This window comes from Erwinia tracheiphila (assembly GCF_021365465.1).
GTDB lineage: Bacteria > Pseudomonadota > Gammaproteobacteria > Enterobacterales > Enterobacteriaceae > Erwinia > Erwinia tracheiphila.
The window spans coordinates 3,618,901-3,643,430 of sequence record NZ_CP089932.1; the positions used below are offsets into that span (position 1 = coordinate 3,618,901).

The following is a 24,530-nucleotide window of genomic DNA, read 5'->3' on the forward strand; positions in this document are numbered from 1 at the left end:
ATAGCACGGGCACGTCATGTGACCTTTTTACTGTAGTCAAAAATCAGCAGAACTGTTCGTATTCGCTCATCGGGACACAAGAACAGAACAGATTACGGTCACCGTAAACATCATCAAGACGCTTCACGGTCGGCCAGTATTTATTGTCACTGCCTGCCGGGAACACTGCCAGCTCACGGGTATAAGGATGCGACCATTCACCAACCATTTCCATCTGCGTGTGCGGTGCATTCACCAGCGGGTTATCGTCTACGGGCCACTCGCCTGCCGCCACACGGTCAATTTCCATACGGATTGACAACATCGCATCAATAAAGCGGTCCAGCTCAATTTTACTTTCCGATTCCGTCGGCTCGACCATCAAGGTCCCAGCTACCGGGAAGGACATGGTTGGTGCATGGAAACCGTAATCGATCAGCCGCTTGGCAATGTCCAGCTCGCTGATGCCGGTTTGTTCTTTCAGCGGGCGGATGTCCAGAATACATTCGTGCGCCACGCGACCATCGAGGCCGGCGTATAGCACTGGCCAGGCCGACTGCAGACGCCTGGCAATGTAGTTGGCATTGAGAATCGCCACGGAACTGGCCTGCTTCAGCCCTTCCGCACCCATCATGCGAATGTACATCCAGCTAATGGGCAGAATCGACGCGCTGCCAAAAGGTGCGGCACAGACCGCCCCCTGCTGCGTCAGCACACCATCAATCTGCACCACACTGTGGCCGGGCACAAACGGTGCCAGATGCGCTTTTACGCCGACAGGCCCCATGCCAGGACCACCGCCGCCATGGGGGATACAGAATGTTTTATGCAGATTGAGGTGCGAGACGTCAGCACCGATATAGCCTGGCGTGGTGATACCAACCTGCGCATTCATATTTGCACCATCCAGATAGACCTGGCCGCCGTATTGATGAACAATCTGGCAGACTTCACGGATTGTTTCTTCATAAACGCCGTGCGTCGACGGGTAAGTCACCATAATGCAGGAAAGCGCCTCACCCGCCTTTTCCGCTTTTTCACGCAGATCGTGCAGATCGATATTGCCCTGCTTATCGCAGGCCACCACCACCACCGCCATGCCCGCCATTTGAGCCGATGCCGGATTCGTGCCATGAGCCGAGCTGGGGATCAGGCAAATATGGCGACCACTTTCGTTGCGGCTTTCATGGTAGCGACGAATGGCCAGCAGTCCGGCGTATTCACCCTGAGCGCCTGAGTTGGGCTGCATGCAGAGCGCGTCATAGCCGGTTAGCTGAACCAGCCACTGAGAAAGTTGACCAATCATCTGCAAATAGCCCCCGGCCTGTTCTGCCGGGCAGAAAGGATGCAGTTCTGAAAACTCCGGCCACGTAATGGGGATCATTTCCGCTGCTGCGTTCAGCTTCATAGTGCACGAGCCGAGCGGGATCATCGCCTGATTCAGCGCCAGGTCTTTGCGCTCCAGACCGTGCATGTAACGCATCATCTCTGTCTCGCTGTGATGACGGTTGAACACGGGGTGCGTCAGGATCGCGTCCTCGCGCAGCATTCCGGCCGGGACAGAATCACTGTTTTCGACAGCATCTGCATCCAGCTGGTCAATATCCAGACCGTGATTGTCTCCCAACAAAATAGAGAAAAGTACCGCAATATCTTCACGCTGCGTGGTTTCATCGAGGGTGATGCCGACAGCGTGATAGATATCGGTTCGCAGGTTAACACCGAAGCTTAAGGCACGATCCAGAACAGCTGCCTTATCCGTCACGTTAACCGTGAGGGTATCGAACCAGCTTTGATGACGCAGTGTCAGTCCACCTTTTTGCAAACCCGCTGCCAGAATATCAGTCAGACGGTGGATGCGGCTGGCAATTCGCTTCAGCCCCGCCGGACCGTGGAGCACGGCATACAGGCTGGCAATATTGGCCAGCAGCACCTGAGAAGTACAGATATTGGAGTTGGCCTTCTCACGACGGATATGCTGCTCTCGCGTCTGCATTGCCATACGCAGTGCGGTATTACCTGCGGAATCGCGGGAAACACCAATGATACGGCCTGGCATGGAACGCTTATGCTCATCGCGGGCAGCAAAGAAAGCAGCATGAGGCCCACCATAGCCCATCGGCACACCAAAACGTTGTGCAGATCCAAAGACGATATCCGCCCCCTGCTTTCCAGGCGCTTCAAGCAGAACCAGTGACATAAAATCAGCTGCTACCGCAACAATCACCTTGCGCGCTTTCAGCGTGGCAATCAGGCTGGCATAATGGTGGACTTCCCCACCGGTGCCGACCTGTTGCAACAGCACGCCGAAAACATCCTGGTAATCCAGCACCTTCTCGGCTTTGTCGGTAATCACTTCAAAACCAAAGGGTTCCGCGCGGGTTCGCACCACGTCCAGCGTTTGAGGATGGATATCATCCGCCACAAAGAAACGATGGGCATTTTTTAGCTTGCTGACGCGTTTAGCCATCGCCATCGCTTCAGCCGCCGCCGTGGCTTCATCAAGCAAGGACGCGGACGCCATATCCAGACCGGTCAGATCCAGCGTTATCTGCTGAAAGTTCAGCAGCGCTTCAAGACGGCCCTGAGAAATTTCAGGCTGGTAAGGCGTATAGGCAGTGTACCAGCCCGGATTTTCCAGCATGTTGCGCAGGATAACCGGTGGTGTCAGCACCGGGGTATAGCCCATGCCGATGTAGGATTTGTAGCGCTGATTCTGACTGGCAATCGCTTTCAGCTCTGTCAGCGCCTGATGCTCAGTCAGAGCATCGCCGATGGCGGGTGGCCCCGGCAGTTGAATATCTGCTGGCACAATAGAGGCGATCAAATCGCTGAGGGATCGGGCACCGATGGCACTCAGCATGGCATCCTGCTGCGCCGGGGAGGGACCAATATGACGTTCAATAAAGGCACCGATATGTTCAAGCTGGCGAAGAGTCTGAGTCATTGGCTACAAATCCTGATTACGGGTTATTCATCAATACTGGCTTTATACGCGTCGGCATCCAGCAGTGAGTTCAGTTCAGATTCATCACTGGCTTTAAGGCGAAACAGCCAGCCTTCAGCATAGGGGGCACTGTTAACCAGTTCAGGTTCAACATCCAGCGCCTCATTTACTGCAATCACTTCACCGCTGATGGGTGCATAGATATCCGACGCTGCTTTTACCGATTCTGCCACGGCACAATCATTGCCCTGGTGGTAGGTGTTACCCACATCGGGCAAATCGACAAACACCATATCGCCCAGCAGCTCCTGTGCGTGCTCGGTGATCCCCACCGTCCAGGTGCCGTCAGCCTCCTGACGCACCCACTCGTGGCTGTCACGGTATTTCAATTCGTTAGGTACATTGCTCATCGCCCGCTCTCCTGAAAACATGTTTAAAAGGCTTGCCAAAGTGAACCGCCGGCATCTGCTCACGGTCCCGGTTTATTACGCGACCGGCTTTCCGGCGCGAACAAAAATCGGTTTTGTCACGGTGACGGGCATGTCGCGGTTACGTATCTGCACCATCGCCGTTTTGCCAATGCCCGCCGGGACACGGGCCAGCGCAATACTGTAGCCGAGGGTGGGAGAAAAGGATCCGCTGGTGATTTTCCCTTCGTGCAGATTGCCGTTGGCATCCATAAAGCGCACCGGCAGATCGTTACGCAGGACGCCTTTCTCGGTCATCACCAGACCAACCAGCTGTTCGTTCCCTTCCTGTCGCCGGGCTTCCAGTGCTGCGCGGCCAATGAAATAACGTTCGACAGGCTGCCATGCCACGGTCCAACCCATATTAGCCGCCAGCGGAGAAACCCCTTCATCCATTTCCTGACCGTACAAATTCATACCGGCCTCAAGGCGCAGGGTGTCGCGGGCACCCAGTCCGGCAGGCCTGACGCCTGCGGCAAGCAGTTTTTTCCAGAAATCTACCGCCTGCTCATTAGGGAGGGCAATTTCATAACCTGCTTCACCGGTATAGCCGGTAGTGGCAATAAACAGCTCACCTGACTGCACACCAAAGAACGGTTTCATTCCACAGACGGCATCGGCCTGAGCACGATCAAACAGGCTTTGTGCTTTTGCCTGAGCCTGTGGTCCCTGCACAGCAATGAGCGCGAGATCGTCGCGTTCGGTGATTTGTACGCCATAAGGTTCGACGTGCTGACGGATCCACGCCAGGTCTTTCTCCCGGGTTGCAGAGTTAACCACCAGACGAAAAAATGTATCGCTCATAAAGTAAACGATTAAGTCGTCAATGACGCCACCAGACGCATTGAGCATACCGCTGTAAAGTGCTTTTCCCGGCTGGGTTAATTTAGCTACATCGTTGGCAAGAAGATAACGCAGAAAATCACGGGTGAGGGAGCCATGCAGGTCGATAATGGTCATGTGCGACACGTCAAACATACCGGCATCAGTGCGCACCGCATGGTGTTCGTCGAGCTGGGAGCCATAATGAAGTGGCATCATCCAGCCATGAAAGTCCACCATACGCGCACCGTTGGCCTGGTGCTGTTGGAATAAAGGCGTCTGCTGAGTCATATCCTGTCCTGTACTGGTTGCGTGCGCCCACCCGAAATGTTGAGCGCAAACGTTATCCTCAGACTGAACTTATCACCGAACACGACGATTAACCATAAGCTGAACGAGGTTGAATTCTTATGACATTATTCAGGCCGCAAAAACTCACACAATATTTTTAACCAAGTATTTTTCAAAAACAAGTGAAAAATAATGAAAATTAAGATAAATACAGTAATATATCACGACATTCAGGATTAAAAGGAAATCATCCGGGTATAAAACAGCATATGTTCAATAAAAAAAGTAATCCGAAAAACAAGTAAAATTAGTATTTTTCAAATGAAAACATCGTCAACGCCGAAACCAGCCTACGCAATTTAACACTTACTGGAAATACAACGGGTTCAGGATGTAATTATGGATGTTAAAGCAGGATCGTCATTCAATCGTTTATTACTTCACGAAGCAGTTGAACAGCAGGACCCGGAAAAATTATGCAATTACGCCGGGAAAGGTTCAAATCCAATTAACTTGATGATGCTCGTCTTTCTCCCGTTTATTTAGTCTGGAACAAATAGCACGGCGCGTTGCTTTCGTCCATGAGCCCGACGGCACCAAAAGGTTATATCAAACACGGTACACAATGGGGATTTGAAATCCTTGCGTCAGGAGAGCTAACGGGGCGACGTCAATGATGCAAAAGGCGGCTCAGAGTCACTTGAAGGAAAAGTTTTCTTTTCAGATCGTACAGCCGAAAAGTCGACAGACCTGGTTACCCGTGAAAATCTGAGAAGTAAAACGCGACTTTATGCCCAGGGTAAAGGTATGCATAGCACCAACCCAGCAGCAAGAGCGTTTCAGCATCGGATGTGTCAGGGGATTAATCTGCATCTAGCAGCGGGAAAAGCCCTCGATCTTTCAGAATATCCCTTTAAATTTGAGGCAACCAACGAGGAACATACACAAAGTACGATCGTGCAATGGTTGCAAAATATGCTCACTAAAACCTGCAACATTAATCCCAGGAAATTTCTGAATGCCTCCCTGGAGCACTGCGGAGCAACGCTGAAGTTTCCGCGTTAAATTATTCTCAGTTTGCCCGACGACCAGCAAACTATTTTCAAGGGTAAGATGCTTGAATCTCTGCTCGCCAGTGCCACCACCACGCTGCAGCAGCAGATGGAAGGCGGCAAAGCACCGCTCCTGGGGATGGTCAATAACGGTAAAATTGTTCCTGTGGTGCTGGGTTTTAGTAAAGTCGCCGCTCTAAAAACCCACTCGATCAGCGGCTCATTGGGCAAAGTGGCCAGCAACTACCATTACCAAAGTCAAAACCATCCTCTGACAGGCTCCGCAAAAGGGGGGCGGTGAAAAGAAATTGAGCTTAACGATTTACAGGATCTGGCGACACTTTGCCTTACCTGTCAGGCAAAAGGGGTGAATCTGCCTGCCGATGTGTTGATTCGCATTAATCCCAGTTCGCGGGAAAAAAAGAGTACGGGCGTGAAAGTCCACTATCCTGAACCACAGAAACTCAGGCAATTTCAACAAAATTTTGCCACACATCTGGCTGATATAAAAGTTGCAATAAAGAGCACACCTTTGCCTGAACTGCAACAGATCAGAATCAAGGACCTGGCGGCAGGGTTACAGTCGCCAGAATAATACTTACGGCAAAATTAGCGCAGCCAGTCGGGTAGATCGCCCAGCCCCATTGCCTGTTTTAACAAACGAGGTTTTAATCCAGGCAGTTTATCAGCCAGGCTTAACCCCGCGCCGCGCAGTAGTTTTTTTGCCGGATGATTACCGCTAAACAGCTCGCGGAAGCCCTGCATACTGCCCAGCATCATCGCGGCACTGTGTTTGCGACTGCGTTCATAACGGCGCAGATAAAGATGCTGACCAATATCCTTACCCTGCTGGTACAGGCGTTTTAGCTCACTGACCAGCGCCGCTGCATCCATAAAACCGAGATTTACCCCCTGTCCGGCCAGCGGATGAATGGTGTGAGCAGCATCCCCTACCAGCGCCAGGCGATGAGCGGCGAAGTTGCGGGCAAAGCGGGCCATCAGCGGGAAGGTTTTGCGTTCGCTTTCCAGCGAACATAAGCCCAGTCGCATATCAAAAGTCACCGAAAGCTGCTGATTAAATACCTCTTCCGGCATGGATTGCAGCCGGGAAGCTTCCTGTGGTGGCAGGGACCAGACGATTGAACAAAGGGAAGGATCGCTCAATGGCAGGAAGGCCAGAATGCCTTCGCCATGAAAAACCTGCCGTGCAACCGCGCCATGGGGCTGTTGCGTACGGATAGTTGCCACCAACGCATGGTGCTCATAATCATGGAACATCAGCGGAATATCTGCTTTATTACGCAGCCAGGAGTCGGCCCCATCGGCGGCGACTAACAGCCGGGCACTGAGCATGTTTCCGTCACTCAGGGTAACGAAAGCTTCGTTTTCACCAAAGGCTATCTGCTGAAGTTGCGCTGGCACTATCAGGGTAATGTGATTGTGCTCGCAGGCTTTATCCCACAGAGCCTGCTTAATCACCGAATTTTCAATAATATGCCCAAGATGACTGAGCCCCTGCTGCCCTGTGTCAAAGGTAATGTGACCAAAGCTGTCACGATCCCACACTTCCATCCTGTGATAGGCACTGCTGCGGCCAGCAAGAATGCGATCCCACACGCCCAGATGCTGCAACAGACGCTCACTGGCCGTATTAATTGCTGATACCCGCAACGCAGGCGCATCATTATGCCCCAGGGAGAGCGGCATTTCGCGCTCCAGCACCGCCACTTTCATGCCGCTTCCCTGCAGTCCACAGGCAACGGCCAGACCGACCATCCCGCCCCCTGCCACAATCACATCATATGTTTGCATCACAGATTTCTCCTCAACGCGCAACCCAGCCCAACATGCGCCTGGCAAGCCAGTCACGCATCGGCGGCAGAGCATCCATCGCCATCAAACCCAGATTTCGCCCAATGACCAATGGTGCATAAGGGTTGGCGAAAAATCTGACCAGTGTGTCAGTTAAGCAAATCGTTGTGGCAGTATCCCCTTGCCGCCGCTGTTGGTAATGATGAAGAATGTCATAGCTGCCAATGTCCTGCCCATCACGGGATGCAGCAGCAATGGTTTCCGCAAGAGACATGACATCACGCAGCCCCAGGTTAAACCCCTGACCCGCGATAGGGTGCAGCGTTTGCGCGGCATTGCCCACCAGCGCCAGACGGTGAGAAACACGCTGTGAGGCCACCTGCAGGCGCAATGGATAACTGTGACACTGACCGATTTGCGTAATGCGCCCCAGCCGCCAGCCAAACGCTTTCTGCAATTCGTCCCGAAAACGCAGCTCGCCCCAGCTGCCAATCTGCTGCCGGGCAGCCAGCGAATGACACCATACCAGAGAACTACGACCGCCGGACATCGGCAACAGCGCCAGCGGACCATAGGGCGTAAAACGTTCAAATGCCCTGCCCTGATGGGGCTCGCTGGTGGATACATTGGCGATCATCGCAACCTGTTGGTAATCCTCTGTTTGCCACTGGACGCCGCAGGATGCCGCTACAGAGGATTGTGAACCATCCGCCGCCACCAGCAGCTGCGCGTGAATCGCTTCCCCTGTGCTCAAGGTAACGGTGACCTGTTGCTGATTGCGCACCACTGTCGACACGGTCGCAGGACTGCACAGACGTACGCACGGCGTCTTTTTCAAAAGCGTAAACAATATGGCACCGGCATCATGGAGTTCAATAACATTCCCTAATGCCTCAAGGCCGTAATCCTGCGCACTGATTGAGACAAAGCTGCCATGGCCTCTGTCGCTGACATGAATATCGGAGATGGGCGTGGTATGCGCTTTTAACACTGACCACAGGTTAATGGCTTCCAGCCGTTTACAGGTTCCATCGGCCAGCGCTATGGCGCGGCCATCATACCCCGGATGAGTGCGGTTATCCGGCTCGCTGGCTTCCACCACCGTCACCTTTACCTTTCCCTGAGTGAGATGAGAAATCACCAGTGCCAGCGTGGCACCTGCCATTCCCCCGCCTGCGATAACGATGCTCATTGCTTTCTCGCTGTCTCCATCAGTGCTTCAATTGCATCAGCATCTTTAACCACGCTGGCGGTAAGGTTCTCATTACCCTCAGCAGTGATGATGATGTCATCCTCCACGCGAATACCAATTCCGCGATATTCCAACGGCACATCGGCATCCGGGGCGATATACAGCCCAGGCTCGACCGTTATCACCATACCAGGTTCAAGAATGCGGTCGCGCTCGTTGCCATAGAACCCAACATCGTGAACGTCCAGACCTAGCCAGTGGCTCAGGCCGTGCATATAAAACTGACGGTGTGCCTGTTCGGCAATCAGGGTGTCCACATCCCCTTTCATCACGCCAAGTTTGACCAGCCCGGTAACCATGATCCGCACGACCGAATCGTTCACCTCCCTGATGCTGATGCCCGGACCAAAGAGATCTAAAGCCGTATTTAACGATGACAGCACGATGTCATAGACAGCCCGCTGTGGTGCGGTAAACTTTCCGTTAACCGGAAAAGTTCGGGTGATATCCCCTGCATAACCGTGAAATTCACAGCCTGCATCAACCAGCACCAGATCGCCATCCCGCAGCCGACATTCATTTTCGGTGTAATGCAGGATACAACCGTTTTCACCCGAACCAACGATAGTGTTATAGGAAGCAAATCGGGCGCCGTGCTGGTTAAATTCGTAATGAATTTCACCTTCGAGCTGATATTCGTACATACCCGGACGGCACGCTTTCATGGCGCGAGTGTGTGCCAGTGCGCTGATACGCCCAGCTTCCCGAAGAAGGGCCTGTTCTTCAGGAGATTTAAACAGGCGCATTTCATACACCCACGGACGCCAGTCGGTGAGCGTGGCTGGTGCAGTGAGATTCTGACGCGCGCCCTTGCGCAGCGTATCCAGTGCGCTAAATACCAGACTGTCCGCCTGGGAATAAAGCCCCTGCGCATGATAAATTACATCCAGCCCATTGAGAAGTTGAGGCAGCTGTTCACTGATATCATCGAAGGGAAGCGCACGATCGACCGACAGCTTCTCCAGCGCGGCTTCCTGCCCCAGCCGACGACCAAACCAGATTTCTGCGGTCAAGTCGCGAACCCGGTTAAACAGCACACTATGATGGTGATTTTTACTGCTTTTGATCAACACCAGCACCGCTTCAGGCTCGTTAAAGCCAGTGAAATACCAAAAATCGCTGTTCTGACGATAAGGGTATTCACTGTCATTGCTTCGCGTCGCTTCCGGCGCGGCAAAAATCACCGCTGCGCTGGCCGGTGTCATTTTCGCCAGAAGCGCCTTACGGCGGCGCACAATCTCTTGTTGTGTCATCAATTTCTCCTGAGTGCGAACAGCCACCGCTTAATGCAGGGTGTTTTTTTTCACTCCCGCTTGCGCTGAGAGGGTTCGGGTAAAGGTATCGTGGCAAAGCAGCGCGGCAACCCGCACATATTCAACGACTTCTTCCAGCGACTGCTCAAGCTCATCCTGATCTTCATTTTCATCATAACCAAGCTGTGCAATCGTTCGCAGGTCGTCAATGGCCTCGCCCGTTTCACCTTTTATCTGACCCAGTTTAGGTTGCGATACGCCAAGCCCCAATAAAAAATGATTAACCCAGCCTGCAAGGGCATCAGCACGGTCAAATACGCTGATATCGTCATCCTCAGGCAAATAGAGCTGAAACAGAAATCCTTCGTCTTCTAAGCTGTCCCCAATGGCCTGATGCAGCTGCTGCAAAGATTGAATAAGCGCCTGCGAGAAAGCCATTCCTTCGTTAGTCAGATCGTAAACCAACATTTGCCAGCTACTGTCCCTGTTGCCGCCGCATAAAAGCCCGCTAATAAGCCCATGCATTTCCGCTGGCGTCATTGCCACACCCTGCTGCGTTAGTGCTGAAGCCAGTGCATTATAGCCCGACATAGTGTTTGATAGTGACATACGTTTGGTCGTCGTTGGCTGGTGGAGTTCCTGTTATGCTACCACCAGGTGCAGCAACGATTCCATAAAGGGGTTGTTTCTTCTCAATGGGGTAGTTATAGTTTTGCTCCTCCCAACCCATTGAGTGGCAAGAGAGATTAACGGCGAAATAATCAGTCAGGATGGTTTCATGTCTGTTCAGCCCGTAGATATTCAAATTTTTGGCCGTTCCTTAAGGGTAAATTGCCCGCCTGAACAGCAAGATGCGCTGAACATGGCTGCCGAGGACCTTAATAAGCGGTTGCAAGATTTAAAAGTTCGCACCAGAGTCACCAATACCGAGCAGCTGGTTTTTATCGCTGCTCTGAATATTTGCCATGAGCTGGCGCAGGAAAAAACAAAAACCCGCGATTATGCCAGTAACATGGAACAGCGTATCCGTATGTTGCAACAGACCATTGAACAAGCCTTGCTTGAACAGGGTCGCATTACAGAACGTGACGGACCGCGATTTGAATAACACATCTGTGTTTATTATGATAAAGTAACGACGATGTAAATTTTCTCTGAGATGTTTGCAAGCGGGTCAGCCCCCTGAGCCGATATTTCATACCAACAGAGTGTGTCACTCTGTGACCTGTGTGCATGCCCGGCCCGTCCGGGAAGCCTGATGGTTGCGACGGCATACTCACCTTGAACCAAGGGTTCAAGGGTTACAGCCTGCGGCGGCATCTCGGAGATTCTCATTTTGGCCTTATGTTTGTAACATTCAGGCAGCATCTTCTTTCACAGCCTTCCCCAGCACGGTGAATCTAATGCCTCCCGTCTTATCTGACCGTCAGGATATCCGTCGCTACATTCGTCAACAACGTCAGGCACTCACATCAACGCAACAGCAACAGGCTGCACAGCGGGCCACACAGCAGGCGCTGGGTTTTGCGTCTGTTTTTGAGGCCAAAAGAATTGCGCTGTTTCTTTCTTTCGATGGCGAGCTGGATACCACTCCGCTCATTTCACAACTGTGGCAACAGCGAAAAGAAGTTTACCTTCCGGTGCTTCACCCTTTTGCAAAAGGACAGCTGCTCTTTCTTCGCTATCAATCCTTCACACCGCTAACGATGAACCGCCTGCGCATCCCCGAGCCCCCGCTGGATATTCGTTATATGGTTACTCTCAGTGAGTTGGATGTGCTTATCGTGCCTCTGGTGGCATTTGACGCGCAGGGACAACGGCTGGGTATGGGTGGTGGATTTTACGACAGAACGTTGCAGAACTGGCGGCAGCATGGGTTTCTGCCAGTTGGCCTGGCCCATGATTGTCAGCAGGTTGCGTCTCTGCCAATAGCAAGCTGGGATATCCCTTTGCCGGCCATCATCACGCCCTCAAAGGTCTGGCTGTGGTGAAACCAACAGCAAATAAGCCTGAGTCGTCGTGATCGATGCAAGTGTGATTTCTCACAATGGCACTCAACGGGCTGCCAAACCAGCCGTTACCCCTTACATAAACCCGCTCCCCCGGCTGATCGACTCCTGATCAGACGCATATATTATTTTTTATTCTGCAAAAAAGGGCATACCACAGTATGCCCTTTGATATGCTTGCGCCATATTGCTCAGAACAGTAATCGTGCCCGGATGGTACCTGGGATCGCTTTCATCAGCTGTAATGCTGTGTTGGCAATATCCTGAGACGCGTCGATATCGATGACCACATAGCCCATTGATGGCGACGTTTGCAGATATTGCGCGGCAATATTAATTTCCTGTTCAGCAAAAATAGTGTTAATTGCCGTCAGAATACCCGGGCGATTCTCGTGAATATGCAGCAGACGACTCTGTTCGCCATGCATTGGCAGGGAAACCTCCGGGAAATTAACGGCTGACAGCGTCGAGCCGTTATCGGAATATTTCGCCAGCTTGCCAGCCACTTCAATGCCGATATTCTCTTGCGCTTCCTGGGTTGAGCCACCAATATGCGGCGTCAGGATCACGTTATCGAACTCACAAAGCGGAGAAATAAAGGGATCGCTATTGGTCGCTGGTTCTTGTGGGAAGACATCAATTGCCGCCCCGGCAAGATGTTTATCTGCCAGGACTTTACACAGTGCAGGAATATCAACCACCGTGCCACGAGAAGCATTGATCAACAATGCGCCTGGCTTCATCATTGCCAGCTCCTGCGGGCCAATCATATTTTGCGTCGACTGAGTTTCCGGTACGTGCAGGCTGACAACATCGCTCATGTTCAACAGCGCGGAGAGTTGTGTAATTTGCGTCGCATTACCCAACGGCAATTTGTTTTCGATATCATAGAAGAAAACATGCATGCCCAGGCTCTCTGCCAGCACACCCAACTGCATGCCGATATGCCCGTAACCAATAATGCCGAGCTTCTTACCTCGCGCTTCATAAGAGCCAACAGCCAGTTTATGCCAGACACCACGGTGTGCCTTAGCGTTAGCTGCCGGTACCCCACGTAGCATCAATAACAGCTCACCAATGACCAGTTCAGCTACGGATCGCGTATTGGAGAAAGGAGCATTGAAGACCGGAACACCACGTTTTTCAGCCGCAATAAGATCGACCTGATTGGTTCCAATGCAAAAACAGCCCACCGCAACCAGTTTTTCCGCTGCGGCAAAAATCTCTTCGGTGAGGTGGGTTCGTGAACGAATACCGATAAAGTGAGCGTCGCGGATCGATTCTTTTAATTGTTCGCTATCCAGCGCACCCTTATGAAATTCAATGTTGGTGTAACCGGATGAACGCAGTATATCTACAGCACTCTGATGCACGCCTTCCACCAGCAGGAATTTAATTCTGTCTTTCTCCAGTGATACTTTTGCCATTTCCCGATCCTATTTAGCAAACTTCAAATGTGGCTGATAGCATTAAGCCTTATGCCAAAATATCAAAATCTGCGCACACGGCAATAAAAACGATTACTCACCCGCCAGCAGATGCCTCGCGCAGAGCGACACAAATCAACAAATAATCAGGGGCGTGATGCCCTTGTTAGCACCATTCCCCTGCAAGACTCAATTTTTGGACATAAATCACTAAATTTTGATAAAAAAAATAAAAGATGTTTTTTTACCAAAATCACCTGGAGCAACCACCACTACACGATCATTTTACAATCGTTTTTACGCCATTAGCTGTGCCGATGAGTGCAACATCTGCGGGCCGCGCTGCAAATAAACCGACCGTCACGACACCGGGCAACGCATTGATTGCGGTTTCCAGTTCAATCGCATTGAGAATGTGCAGATTATGAACGTCAAGGATGATATTCCCGTTGTCGGTCACAACATGTTGGCGATATTCGGGCAGTCCACCCAGTTTTACCAGCTCGCGCGCAATATAACTGCGGGCCATCGGGATCACTTCAACTGGCAGTGGAAATTTTCCCAGTACATCAACCTGCTTTGACTGGTCTGCAATACAAATGAATTTATCCGCTACTGCGGCAATAATTTTTTCGCGTGTGAGTGCAGCCCCTCCACCTTTGATCATTTGCATCTGACCGTTGATTTCGTCGGCGCCATCCACATAAACCGACAGTGAATCAACCTCATTAAAATCAAAAACGGCGATACCGAGGCTCTTTAACTTGAGCGTAGAGGCTTCTGAGCTTGAAACAGCACCGTCAATCTGGTGTTTAACGGAACCCAGCGCATCAATAAAGTGCGCCGCCGTAGAACCTGTTCCCACCCCGACCACCGTGCCAGGTTTAACGTAGTCCAGTGCCGACCAGCCGACCGCCTTTTTTAGTTCATCCTGCGTCATGATAATTTTACAATCCTTGCGCTTAGAGTAAGGCGACAGTATAAAACAACCCGGTCTCTGCTATGCAGCATTTCTTGACACTTTGCTGACCAGCCCACAACGCTGCACATTGATAATGTTCATGTTCTACAGCGCAACATGACAAATTTATGGCATAGTGCTCTTTCCACACCTGAATGAGAGTTGAATGAATCAATGAAACGCCCGGATTATCGAACGCTTCAGGCGCTGGATGCAGTGGTACGTGAGCGTGGTTTTGAACGTGCAGCACAAAAACTCTGTATTACCCAGTCAGCCGTTTCTCAGCGTATCAAGCAGCTGGAGAATATGTTCGGTCAGCCCTTGCTGGTGCGTACCGTTCCACCACGCCCGACAGAACAGGGGCAAAAGCTGCTGGCCTTACTGCACCAGGTTGAACTGCTTGAAGAGGAATGGCTGGGCGATGAAAATGGCGGGACTACTCCGCTGCTGCTTTCTATCGCGGTGAATGCCGACAGTCTGGCGACATGGTTACTTCCTGCACTAAAAACGGTACTGAGTGACTCGCCAGTACGTCTGAACTTACAGGTTGAAGACGAAAGCCGTACTCAGGAAAGGCTGAGACGAGGTGAAGTGGTGGGAGCCGTCAGTATCCAGCCGCAACCTTTGCCCAGTTGTCTGGTTGACCAGTTGGGTGCACTGGATTATCTGTTTGTCGGTTCTAAAGAGTTTGCCGCTCGCTATTTCCAAAACGGCGTAACGCGTTCAGCGTTGCTGAAAGCACCGGCGGTGGCTTTTGACCATCTCGATGATATGCACCAGGCTTTTTTACAGCAAAATTTCGACTTATCTCCCGGTAGCGTACCCTGCCATATCGTCAACTCTTCAGAAGCCTTTGTACAACTGGCCCGGCAGGGAACAACCTGCTGTATGATCCCCCACCTGCAAATTGAACGTGAACTGGCTGAAGGCGAACTGATCGACCTGACCCCGGGACTTTTTCAGCGCAGGATGCTTTACTGGCACCGCTTTACACCTGAAAGCCGCCTGATGCGTAAGGTGACCGATGCACTGATTGCCTACGGCCACCGGGTACTACGTCAGGCTCTGTGAGCACGCTTACTGATTGCGCTGCAGTTCAAAGACAACATCAACCCGATCATCAAAATGAATACTCCGCTGCTCATAAGTCTGCGCGGCAGACATCATGGGCGCGGCGTCTGCTGTTTTATACATGCGGGTAATCGGCATTGGCTGATAGTTTGCAACGCGATAGCGAATACTCCACACCGATCCCAGTTTCGCATTGAAACCTTTTGCCAGCTCTGCTGCTTGCTGAATAGCATTATTGATCGCTGCCTGGCGAGCCTGATTACGGTAATTTTCTGGCTCGGCCACGGCCAGTTCAACCGAGCGAATTTCATTCAACCCCGACTTCAGTGCACCATCGAGCAATCCATTCAGCTTATCGAGCTGTCGCAAAGTAATCTGTACCTGGCGTATGGCACGATAGCTTTTGAGTTGCGCCTTACCATCTTTCAGATAATCGTATTCTGGCTGCGTTCGCAGATTGGCAGCTGCGATGTCCTTTTTCTCAATGCCGTTTTTTGAGAGAAAATCAAAATATTGAGCAACACGGGCGTCAGCCTGTTTCTTAGCTTCAACGGCCTCACCTGCTGAAACATTCACTTCAATCGTCAATGTGGCAATATCCGGCGTTGCTTCGACACTGGCCTGGCCAGAAGTTACAACGTGTGGGCCATTTGGCAGTTCATCCGCCAGGGTAGCGGCAGGCAAGGTGGCGAATCCAATTGCAACAATCAACGCCAGATTGATCAGTTTCACGATGTGCCTCCATGGAGCGTTATTGGTATTAGAAGATGAGTCTGTGTTGCCCTGTACAGGCAAAGAGTTACACCTAAGCGAAGCAGACACAGGATTGAACGCTGATAAGCGCCACGATACGACCGTGATTGCTGCTGTTAGTTCCTTATCAAGATACTCCTGCCACCGACCGGCACTGGGCACTGTCGGAGTATTCTTTAAATAGCACCAAAACCACTGGCAACAGGTAAAAATGAGCCGAACTCAATATTTCACATCCATCCAGACATGTTCTGTTCTCTCAGGTGCTGGCGATCTTTTAACGGCAAGGATGCTTATTCAGATATTACCCTTGTATGCGGGCTGTTCATCTGCTGAGGTCTTTTCATCACAATGGCCAGCAGAAGAATGACTAATGGAACACAAGCATAAAAGCAGTGGTAAAACTACCGCTAATATCTTTGATTATTCCAGCCAGCAACGGCCCAAAACAGGCAACGGTGGAAATAAGGTTCATTACGGAGAACAACTCCAGATAAGGCTGTCGGCCAAAATAATCCGTCAGCAGCACGCCACTTGCCAGAAATATCATGCCACTACCTGCACCAATACCCAGTGTAAATAAAAACAATATCAATACCGAATTAGCCTGACTTATCGCAATCATGCCCACAATAATTAAGGATAGACTAATGATCAGGCGTTTTTTCAAGTGAATAAACTCCCCCAAAATACCGCCCACAACGCATGAAAATGCATTAATCAGAGCCTGAATACTTAGCAGACTGCCAGCAAGCGTAGTTGAATAACCCTGCTCGTGGATTTGAGCAACGGCAAAACTATTGACCGTGATGTCACAAAGCAGAAAAGAGGTGTAAGCGGCAGCAATGACATAAAATTGCCAACTTTTGAATGCCGCTGCGGCAGACCAGATTTGCCGGGGAAGACGGACGAATTTAAAAAACGGTTTAATCCCATTACGATGAGTATCACAAGCGCATTTTAAGGCAATAATCACGCTATATTCGGACCCCGAACACCCTTTATAAATAACCCAGCGCCAGTTTTGCAGCAATCCACCACATCATGGCGGCGACAAGAAAATGAATGGCACACTGAACACGCGCCGCCTTTATCCAAGAGGAAAGCCGGGTAGCCAGCAGTGCAAGGCTAAAAAAACACAGCAGCGAAGCGCTGGCTGCACCAAATGCAAACCAGGTCCGCATCGTTTCAGGCAGCTGTCCACCTGCACTGCCCAGCACCACGAAAGTATCGATCCAGACATGTGGATTGAGCCAGACATGTGGATTGAGCCAGGTTACGGCCATCAGAGCGGCAATAATCTGCACGCGACCGTTCCGCGTGAGCTGAATTGGGGTAAATTTATCTCCGCCGTTCAACGCAGCACGGAAATTCTGCCAGCCATACCAGAACAGAAAAAGGATGCCCATCAGCGTGACCAACTTCAGTACGAGAGTGGATTTTATTAACAAGGGACCCCCGCCAAAGATTCCGCAACACATCAATATAATGTCACTCAGCCCGCACAGGCTGGCTGTCATCAGGTGATGTTCTCGTCGTATGCCCTGATTCATTACAAATACATTCTGCGGCCCCAGTGGCAAGATTAGCGCGGCACTTAATATCATTCCCTGCAAATACACAGCCCACATTCCGATATTCCTTTGCTTAATAATGTGTGCTGAGTGTAGAGAAACCATATTATTAGTTAAAATTAAAAATAATTAATACGCGTCAAAAAAACCAATACAAAAGCGTAAAAAACCACCTGCATAGCAGGTGCCATTGATTTCGCCCCACAGGGGCGCACTAAGTCCAGACTCAGAGAGCCTTCCCTTCACACTTATTTCAGTGGAAGCTGGCTATCTTCAACTTCATGTTTTTCCTGATACTTCACGTACTTTCTTATCATTTCTTCGTTTGTACCTACGGTATCGACACAATAACCTCTTGCCCAAAAATCATTCCCCACTGCTTGTTCTTACGCAGGCAGGGAAATTTACTGAACAATCGAAGGGCTGTTTTACCCTTTAAGTCGCCTGTTACATGGGAAATCGAAAGCCGTGGAGGCACTTTTACCCGCAAACGGACATGGTCTTTCTGGACATTCAGCTCCACTACTTCTATCCCGGGCTGCTCACCTGAGATCCTTATCGGCTTACAGACCTCTTTACCAACATTGTTCCTGAGGATGCGAAACCGGTACCTGGGTGTCCATACGATATGATATTGACAACACCAGAGCAAATGAGATGCTTTCTGGAATCTGCTCATGGTTAAATCCCTGGCAGTTATGGGGATAACAGATTCGGATTTTCCCATGAGTAGCATGACTGGCAGAGCCAGCTTATTGCTGACCACCTCCACAGGAGGTGGTGTTCATGCAGGGATAAAAAAAGGGGGCCAACGGCCACCTTTAAGTGATTAATTTAGTTACCGTGCAATTTAACTGAGCGATATGGGCCGATTCTTCTCAGCCGACGTCGACGATTTATCCTGATGCAGATGAACATCCATTTGTGGATAAGGTATACCGATATCGTTCGCATCCAGCGCACGTTTGAAATTTTTCATCAGGTCCCAGTAAACATTTTGTAAGTCACCAGCATTACTCCAACAACGCACGACAAAATTCATTGAAGACGCAGCTAATTCGTTCAAACCGATCTGTACCCCCCTGTCTTGCAGTACGCGTGGTTCCGCATCAACCACCTCCTGAAATAATTTGATGACGTTATCCACATCGGCATCGTAAGACACACCGATAATAAATTCGTTACGCCGCACGGGTTCACGTGAATAGTTGACAATATTCCCGGCAATTATTTTTCCGTTTGGAACCACAACGATCTTACCATCGGATGACTTCAGGGTAGTTGAGAAAATTTGCACGCTCGTCACCGTACCCATCACGCCAATGTCAATAAAGTCACCTGTGCGGAAAGGCCGGAACATCACCAGCAGCACACCTGCCGCCAGGTTAGAAAGGGACCCCTGTAACGCTAAACCCACAGCCAGACCCGCCGCACCCAGTACCGCGATAACCGACGCTGTCTGAACACCAATCCGACCAAGCGCAGCAATAAAGGTAAAAGCAATCAGTCCATAACGTACGAGCGCAGAAAGAAAGTCAACCACCGTGGCATCGATGTGCCGCGCAACCAGCAATTTATTCAATGTATTAGAAATCAGGCGTGCCATAATCATCCCGACAATGAGAATCGCGATGGCCGCCACAATATTGACGGCATAGCTCAGAAGCAGCGCCTGGTTGCGCACCAACCAACTTCCTGCGTGGTTAATGCTGTCGACTACGTTAAGATCTTCCATATTAATTATCCTGTTATTAACGATGGTTCGTGACCAGTTATTCTTTGCCAGCCTGGCTGACATCCCAAACCTTAATCGTAACCAAAAATAGTGAGTACTGCCAAATGGCCTGTGAAATTAATAAGTTGTTACTTAACAGAGCCATGAAAATCCGTGTGCTGGTTAAACCGACGCGATGCAAGCAGATAGCATGAAGTGCCTCCTGCTAACCTACCCTGAAAAGTAAGCGCTGCATTCACGCTCTTTTTATAATGCTTTCAGGACAAAAAAAGGCCCCGAAGGAGCCTTGAAGATGGTGCAAATAAAGCTTACAGAACGTCGACAGCGTTCAGTTCTTTAAATGCCTGCTCCAGACGGGTAATCATTGAAGTCTGAGCGGAACGCAGCCATACGCGTGGATCGTAATACTTTTTATTCGGCTTATCTGCACCTTCAGGATTTCCTAACTGGCCCTGCAGGTAGCCTTCATTCTTTCTGTAGTACTGCAGGATACCGTCCCAGGTTGCCCACTGGGTATCGGTATCGATATTCATCTTGATGACACCATAGCTGATGGATTCTTCGATTTCTGCAGCAGACGAACCGGAGCCGCCGTGGAAAACGAAATCCAGTGAGTTATGAGGCAGGTTGTGTTTCTTGCTCACATACTCCTGAGAGTCACGCAAAATGGTTGGCGTCAGCTTCACGTTACCCGGCTTGTAAACGCCGTGTACGTTACCGAACGAAGCCGCAATAGTGAAACGTGGGCTGATCGCATTCAGCTTTTCATAAGCATAATCAACATCTTCTGGCTGAGTGTACAAGGCAGAAGCATCCATGTGGCTGTTATCAACCCCATCTTCTTCACCGCCAGTGCAACCCAGTTCAATTTCCAGCGTCATATCGATTTTAGCCATGCGGGCTAGATACTTGCTGCTAATTTCAATGTTTTCTTCCAAAGATTCTTCTGACAAATCAATCATATGGGAAGAAAAAAGTGGCTTGCCAGTTTTCGCAAAGTGCGCTTCACCTGCATCCAGCAATCCATCGATCCACGGCAGCAATTTTTTGGCACAGTGGTCAGTATGCAGAATGACCGGCACACCGTAGTGCTCTGCCATCTGGTGCACGTGATGAGCACCAGAAATTGCACCAAGAATTGCAGCAGCCTGGGGCCTGTCAGACTTGATGCCTTTACCTGCAATAAATCCAGCACCGCCGTTAGAAAACTGGATGATGACCGGTGCCTTAACTTTCGCAGCAGTTTCCAAAACGGCATTAATAGAGTCAGTACCCACGCAGTTAACGGCGGGAAGCGCAAATTTATTTTCTTTTGCAACTTTAAAAATTTTCTGCACGTCGTCACCGGTGACAACGCCTGGTTTTACGAAATCAAAAATTTTAGACATGTTTTTGTCCTGCTTCATCGGTCGTAGTAATGGATTTGGTCATTAAAGAAAACTTTTAAGGCGGGAACTGCACTCTCCGCCAGAAAATTATTGTTTAGCGCGCTCTTCGAGCATCGCAACTGCGGGCAGTTTTTTACCTTCAACAAACTCAAGGAAAGCACCGCCGCCGGTAGAGATGTAAGAAATCTTATCTTCAATACCGAACAGATCGATAGCCGCCAGCGTATCGCCACCGCCTGCGATAGAAAATGCGTCACTCTCTGCAATGGCTTTCGCCACGATTTCGGTTCCTTTACGGAAATTAGGGAATTCAAAGACGCCTACCGGGCCGTTCCACAGAATAGTTTTAGCTCCTTTCAGCAATTTAGCCATTGCATGAGCGGTGTCATCACCAAAGTCCATGATCTCTTCGTTGTCGCTGACTTCAGACACTTTTTTAACGGTAGCTGGCGCAGTTTCGGAGAATTCCGTTCCTACGCGAGAGTCGGTCGGCACAGGAATTTTAAATTCATCACGCAGTTTTTTCGCCGACTCGACGAAATCAGGTTCGTAAAGTGATTTACCTACATTGTTGTCAATGGCCACAAAGGTGTTAGCAATGCCGCCACCCACAATGACGGTATCGGCGATTTTCACCAGTGAATTCAACACGTCGAACTTGGTCGAAACTTTCGAACCACCGACAACGGCCACCATGGGGCGGGCAGGGCTTTTCAGCACTTTGCCCAGCGCATCCAGTTCGGCAGCCAAAAGCGGGCCAGCGCAGGCAACAGAGGCAAATTTGCCGACGCCGTGTGTGGACGCCTGTGCGCGGTGCGCGGTACCAAAGGCATCCATTACATAAATATCACAGAGTGCAGCATATTTTTTTGCGAGCGTTTCATCGTCTTTCTTCTCGCCTTTATTAAAACGAACGTTTTCAAGAACCACCAGCTCACCAGCCGCAACATCCACACCATCAAGATAATCTTTGGACAGACGAACCGGAGAAGAAAATTTACTTTTCAGATAGTTAACAACAGGGAGTAAGGAAAACTCTTCGTTATATTTACCTTCGGTCGGACGCCCCAGGTGAGAGGTTACCATCACTTTCGCACCCTGTTTCAGCGCGGCTTCAATGGTGGGCAGTGAGGCACGGATACGCGCATCGGACGTAACGACCCCTTCTTTCACCGGCACGTTCAAATCGGAGCGAATCAGTACACGTTTCCCAGCAAGATCCAGATCGGTCATCTTAATTACAGACATGGTGAGTCCTCTCGTTGATTCTCTAAATTTTAAAAGCGCAATCCGCGCTCTGGCTGAAGCCCCTGGCGGCCATGGCTAACGTGGTATCCAGCATCCGGTTAGCAAAGCCCCATTCATTGTCGCACCAGACCAGCGTTTTGATCAGGTGCTGACCGCTGACCCGCGTCTGAGTGCCGTCCACAATGGCACTGTGCGGATCGTGGTTAAAATCTATGGAGACTAACGGTAATTCCGTATAGTCAACTATACCATTAAATGCTTTCTCTGCGGCATCAAGCAGCAGCACATTGACCTCACAGGCAGTGACCGCGGAACGAACGGTGACGCTCAGGTCAATCGCCGTGACGTTTATGGTGGGAACACGTACTGCAATGGCTTCAAAGCAGTCGCTGAATTTAGGGAAAATGCGCGAAATGCCCGCAGCCAGACGAGTATCCACAGGAATAATAGACTGGCTGGCCGCACGGGTTCGGCGCAGATCAGTATGATAGGCGTCTATCACTTGCTGATCGTGCATCGCAGAATGAATGGTGGTGACAGTACCAGACTCAATACCAAAAGCATCATCCAACAGTTTGATCACGGGAATAATACAGTTAGTGGTGCAGGACGCATTGGAAACAATCAAATCGCTGGCTTTTAATGCTTTTTCATTGACGCCATAGACCACAGTGGCATCGAGATTATTATCACCTGGGTGTGAAAAGAGCACTTTTTTTGCGCCCGCGGCCAGATGCGCTTCCCCATCTGCACGACTGCCATACACGCCCGTACAGTCAAGGACCACATCCACATCCATCTCGCACCATGGCAAATCGCGGATATCGGCCCGATGAAGCAGGCGGATGCAATGGTCGCCAATCCACAGTGAATCGCGCTGTTGGCGAACATCCCAGGCAAAACGACCATGACTGGTATCATATTTCAGTAGATGTGCCATACCGGCGGCTTCAGCCAATTCGTTGATGGCAACAACGGTAATTTCACCATGGCGACCGGATTCATAAAGCGCCCGAACAACGTTACGTCCAATGCGGCCAAAGCCGTTGATGGCAATGCGAACCGTCATATCACTCCTGCATCAGAATTCAGTGTAAAACTGGTGCATTAGCCTGAGCCAAGTCTCCACGTTTGTACAGAAAATTCGTGTTTAGCTATCGCCGAAGCTGGCCAGACATTTATCGGGGAAAACCAAAACTGAAACGATTCAGTTACAATAATGATAACGAGGAATAATTGGAATGCGTATCCTCCATCAATAAGCTGAAAGTCTGACAAGGATCACATTTAGAAAGTAGACAGCTCAAAATCAGACCGTTCTCTTTTTAATTAAGCGTAAAGTCACTTACGCAAGAAGCTGGCTGTTACACACAAACACAACAGCAGAAATCATGCATCTGGCAATCGCTTCAGGGAAGGAGCACGGACATGTCAACACCAGCGCCAGACACCAGGAAAGTTATTCTGACTGCTGCGCCCTCCCTCCCATATCTGGATAACTCGTACCAAATTATGAGCATCAACCTGCTATGGCTTATCTGGTTACTCTGGTCAGTAATATTGGTTTTCTTCTGCGTGGGATGGGAAAGATCGCTGGCTCTGCTACGCCAGAACTCAGGGCTGCTGGTCTGGCTGACAGCAAGCATTATCAGCGGATGGGTGTTCAGAAATCTATTATGCAAAAAGGGGCTGACCATGTTTAAACGCAAAAATAAAATTATCTGTGAAGCGCAAGCGTCACGCGCTGTTGAGCCAGAGGCTTACTCACTAACGGAGAGTGACCTGACCTGTCACGACGGAATTGAGCCGACACTGGTTGTTCCTCCACATGATGTATCTGACAGTACAACCATTCCTGAAACATGCACCATTAAAGGCGACATCAATGCAGCGGGAGATATTCATATTAATGGTTCAATAAACGGCATCATCAACTGTGAAAAAACCGTCTTCGTACAAAAAAATGGTCGGGTGGATGGCGAAGTTTATGCAGAGCGAATTGATGTCAGCGGGGAGCTTAAAGGTCTTTGCCGGAGCCAGACGCTGGCAATCAATGCGCTGGGCCGTCTGAACGGCACGATAGAATGCGAATCCCTTTCGGTGCACCCTGATGGTCGTTTCCATGGTTATTCGAAACCTTATGAGCAGTCAATAAAAAACACAGATACCTCCACGGAGGGGGCCGATGCCATATTATCGCTGCGTTCGGATTTATATTGGCGAGAGGAACAGTCGTAAAGCAAAAAGAAATGTTTGGGTGGGCTTTGTTTGCTTCCCACGGGGCGCAGCCATATACCTTTAAAAAGAAGTTTCGCTCTGCCCAGATGTGCTGAAAAAAAGGCCATCACCTGAACAGACATTCCCAATTGTGCTTCACTTTGTATCAGGCCTTATCACGTCAGCCGTTGATCATAACTGTTATGGAATGCAGGCATACCAGGGCCTTACATTCACCTGATTAAACTGATTGATTTATAACCAACCCGACC

General features: G+C 50.3%; 23 protein-coding genes, 1 other RNA gene and 1 pseudogene. 8 read left to right on the plus strand and 17 right to left on the minus strand.

From position 1 onward, the window contains the following. Window positions 1-43: 43 nt before the first annotated feature. From gcvP to gcvT, 3 genes are all read right to left on the minus strand, one after another. Window positions 44-2,926, minus strand: coding sequence for an aminomethyl-transferring glycine dehydrogenase (gene gcvP / locus LU633_RS18835; protein ID WP_016190254.1), 2,883 nt, complete (start codon window positions 2,924-2,926; stop codon window positions 44-46). 23 nt (window positions 2,927-2,949) lie between these two features. Next, the gene (gene gcvH / locus LU633_RS18840; RefSeq protein WP_016190255.1) at window positions 2,950-3,336 is read right to left on the minus strand and encodes a glycine cleavage system protein GcvH; all 387 of its coding nucleotides are present in this window, start codon (window positions 3,334-3,336) and stop codon (window positions 2,950-2,952) included. Window positions 3,337-3,411: 75 nt separating this feature from the next. Next, window positions 3,412-4,506, minus strand: coding sequence for a glycine cleavage system aminomethyltransferase GcvT (gene gcvT / locus LU633_RS18845; RefSeq protein WP_016190256.1), 1,095 nt, complete (start codon window positions 4,504-4,506; stop codon window positions 3,412-3,414). 1,113 nt (window positions 4,507-5,619) lie between these two features. On the opposite strand from gcvT, the gene LU633_RS18850 reads away from it, so the two are divergent. Continuing rightward, window positions 5,620-5,859 (plus strand): hypothetical protein, encoded by a 240-nt coding sequence (locus LU633_RS18850; protein ID WP_016190258.1) that lies wholly within the window; start codon window positions 5,620-5,622, stop codon window positions 5,857-5,859. 66 nt (window positions 5,860-5,925) lie between these two features. Continuing rightward, a complete protein-coding gene (locus LU633_RS18855) occupies window positions 5,926-6,153 on the plus strand; it encodes a hypothetical protein (RefSeq protein WP_016190259.1) in 228 nt (75 codons plus the stop codon). Between the two features lie 14 nt (window positions 6,154-6,167). On the opposite strand, the gene ubiI is transcribed toward LU633_RS18855, so the two are convergent. The 4 genes from ubiI to LU633_RS18875 are packed head-to-tail and all read right to left on the minus strand — an operon-like array spanning window position 6,168 to window position 10,484. After that, on the minus strand, window positions 6,168-7,370 hold the full coding sequence (gene ubiI, locus LU633_RS18860) for an FAD-dependent 2-octaprenylphenol hydroxylase (RefSeq protein WP_016190260.1): 1,203 nt from the start codon (window positions 7,368-7,370) through the stop codon (window positions 6,168-6,170). Between the two features lie 13 nt (window positions 7,371-7,383). Beyond that, window positions 7,384-8,562 carry a 2-octaprenyl-6-methoxyphenyl hydroxylase gene (gene ubiH, locus LU633_RS18865; RefSeq protein ID WP_016190261.1) on the minus strand — a complete coding sequence of 393 codons (1,179 nt, stop codon included), beginning with the start codon at window positions 8,560-8,562 and terminating at the stop codon, window positions 7,384-7,386. Next, the gene (gene pepP, locus LU633_RS18870) at window positions 8,559-9,875 is read right to left on the minus strand and encodes a Xaa-Pro aminopeptidase (protein WP_016190262.1); all 1,317 of its coding nucleotides are present in this window, start codon (window positions 9,873-9,875) and stop codon (window positions 8,559-8,561) included. Before pepP ends, ubiH begins: the two co-directional genes overlap by 4 nt. A 30-nt stretch (window positions 9,876-9,905) precedes the next feature. Beyond that, the gene (locus tag LU633_RS18875) at window positions 9,906-10,484 is read right to left on the minus strand and encodes a YecA/YgfB family protein (protein ID WP_016190263.1); all 579 of its coding nucleotides are present in this window, start codon (window positions 10,482-10,484) and stop codon (window positions 9,906-9,908) included. A gap of 169 nt (window positions 10,485-10,653) precedes the next feature. On the opposite strand from LU633_RS18875, the gene zapA reads away from it, so the two are divergent. The 3 genes from zapA (at window position 10,654) to LU633_RS18890 (ending at window position 11,866) form a co-directional block, all read left to right on the plus strand. Continuing rightward, entirely contained in the window at window positions 10,654-10,983 is a 330-nt protein-coding gene (gene zapA, locus LU633_RS18880) for a cell division protein ZapA (protein ID WP_016190264.1), read from the plus strand. A 40-nt stretch (window positions 10,984-11,023) separates the two neighbouring features. Then, a non-coding RNA gene (gene ssrS / locus LU633_RS18885) (6S RNA) lies at window positions 11,024-11,207 on the plus strand. Window positions 11,208-11,278: 71 nt separating this feature from the next. Next, window positions 11,279-11,866 (plus strand): 5-formyltetrahydrofolate cyclo-ligase, encoded by a 588-nt coding sequence (locus LU633_RS18890; RefSeq protein WP_016190266.1) that lies wholly within the window; start codon window positions 11,279-11,281, stop codon window positions 11,864-11,866. Window positions 11,867-12,075: 209 nt separating this feature from the next. On the opposite strand, the gene serA is transcribed toward LU633_RS18890, so the two are convergent. Continuing rightward, window positions 12,076-13,311, minus strand: a complete 1,236-nt coding sequence (serA, locus tag LU633_RS18895) for a phosphoglycerate dehydrogenase (RefSeq protein WP_016190267.1) — start codon at window positions 13,309-13,311, stop codon at window positions 12,076-12,078. A gap of 280 nt (window positions 13,312-13,591) precedes the next feature. Then, window positions 13,592-14,251 carry a ribose-5-phosphate isomerase RpiA gene (rpiA, locus tag LU633_RS18900; protein WP_016190268.1) on the minus strand — a complete coding sequence of 220 codons (660 nt, stop codon included), beginning with the start codon at window positions 14,249-14,251 and terminating at the stop codon, window positions 13,592-13,594. 195 nt (window positions 14,252-14,446) lie between these two features. Here rpiA and LU633_RS18905 point away from each other — a divergent pair, with 195 nt between their 5' ends. Further along, complete coding sequence (locus tag LU633_RS18905; RefSeq protein ID WP_016190269.1) at window positions 14,447-15,343, plus strand: LysR family transcriptional regulator ArgP; 897 nt, start codon at window positions 14,447-14,449, stop codon at window positions 15,341-15,343. A 6-nt stretch (window positions 15,344-15,349) separates the two neighbouring features. Here LU633_RS18905 and LU633_RS18910 read toward each other — a convergent pair whose 3' ends face one another. The 8 genes and pseudogenes from LU633_RS18910 to epd all read right to left on the minus strand — a co-directional run bounded on the left by LU633_RS18910 (window position 15,350) and on the right by epd (window position 23,110). Beyond that, window positions 15,350-16,075: an oxidative stress defense protein gene (locus LU633_RS18910; RefSeq protein ID WP_016190270.1), complete on the minus strand. Its 726-nt coding sequence runs from the start codon at window positions 16,073-16,075 to the stop codon at window positions 15,350-15,352. 391 nt (window positions 16,076-16,466) lie between these two features. Then, window positions 16,467-17,072: an MFS transporter gene (locus LU633_RS18915; RefSeq protein ID WP_051124335.1), complete on the minus strand. Its 606-nt coding sequence runs from the start codon at window positions 17,070-17,072 to the stop codon at window positions 16,467-16,469. A 25-nt stretch (window positions 17,073-17,097) separates the two neighbouring features. Beyond that, complete coding sequence (locus tag LU633_RS18920) at window positions 17,098-17,727, minus strand: LysE family transporter (protein ID WP_016190272.1); 630 nt, start codon at window positions 17,725-17,727, stop codon at window positions 17,098-17,100. 191 nt (window positions 17,728-17,918) lie between these two features. Further along, window positions 17,919-18,349 (minus strand): annotated as a pseudogene (gene tnpA / locus LU633_RS18925) (IS200/IS605 family transposase). A gap of 171 nt (window positions 18,350-18,520) precedes the next feature. After that, a complete protein-coding gene (gene mscS / locus LU633_RS18930) occupies window positions 18,521-19,405 on the minus strand; it encodes a small-conductance mechanosensitive channel MscS (RefSeq protein WP_016190274.1) in 885 nt (294 codons plus the stop codon). A 308-nt stretch (window positions 19,406-19,713) separates the two neighbouring features. After that, complete coding sequence (gene fbaA / locus LU633_RS18935) at window positions 19,714-20,793, minus strand: class II fructose-bisphosphate aldolase (RefSeq protein WP_016190275.1); 1,080 nt, start codon at window positions 20,791-20,793, stop codon at window positions 19,714-19,716. Window positions 20,794-20,880: 87 nt separating this feature from the next. Beyond that, window positions 20,881-22,041, minus strand: a complete 1,161-nt coding sequence (gene pgk / locus LU633_RS18940; RefSeq protein ID WP_016190276.1) for a phosphoglycerate kinase — start codon at window positions 22,039-22,041, stop codon at window positions 20,881-20,883. A gap of 22 nt (window positions 22,042-22,063) precedes the next feature. After that, window positions 22,064-23,110, minus strand: a complete 1,047-nt coding sequence (gene epd / locus LU633_RS18945) for an erythrose-4-phosphate dehydrogenase (protein ID WP_016190277.1) — start codon at window positions 23,108-23,110, stop codon at window positions 22,064-22,066. Between the two features lie 460 nt (window positions 23,111-23,570). Here epd and LU633_RS18950 point away from each other — a divergent pair, with 460 nt between their 5' ends. Then, complete coding sequence (locus tag LU633_RS18950) at window positions 23,571-23,744, plus strand: hypothetical protein (protein WP_157275216.1); 174 nt, start codon at window positions 23,571-23,573, stop codon at window positions 23,742-23,744. Further along, entirely contained in the window at window positions 23,737-24,279 is a 543-nt protein-coding gene (locus tag LU633_RS18955) for a bactofilin family protein (RefSeq protein WP_157275217.1), read from the plus strand. The genes LU633_RS18950 and LU633_RS18955 overlap by 8 nt, the downstream gene beginning before the upstream one ends. The last annotated feature ends 251 nt before the right edge of the window (window positions 24,280-24,530 follow it).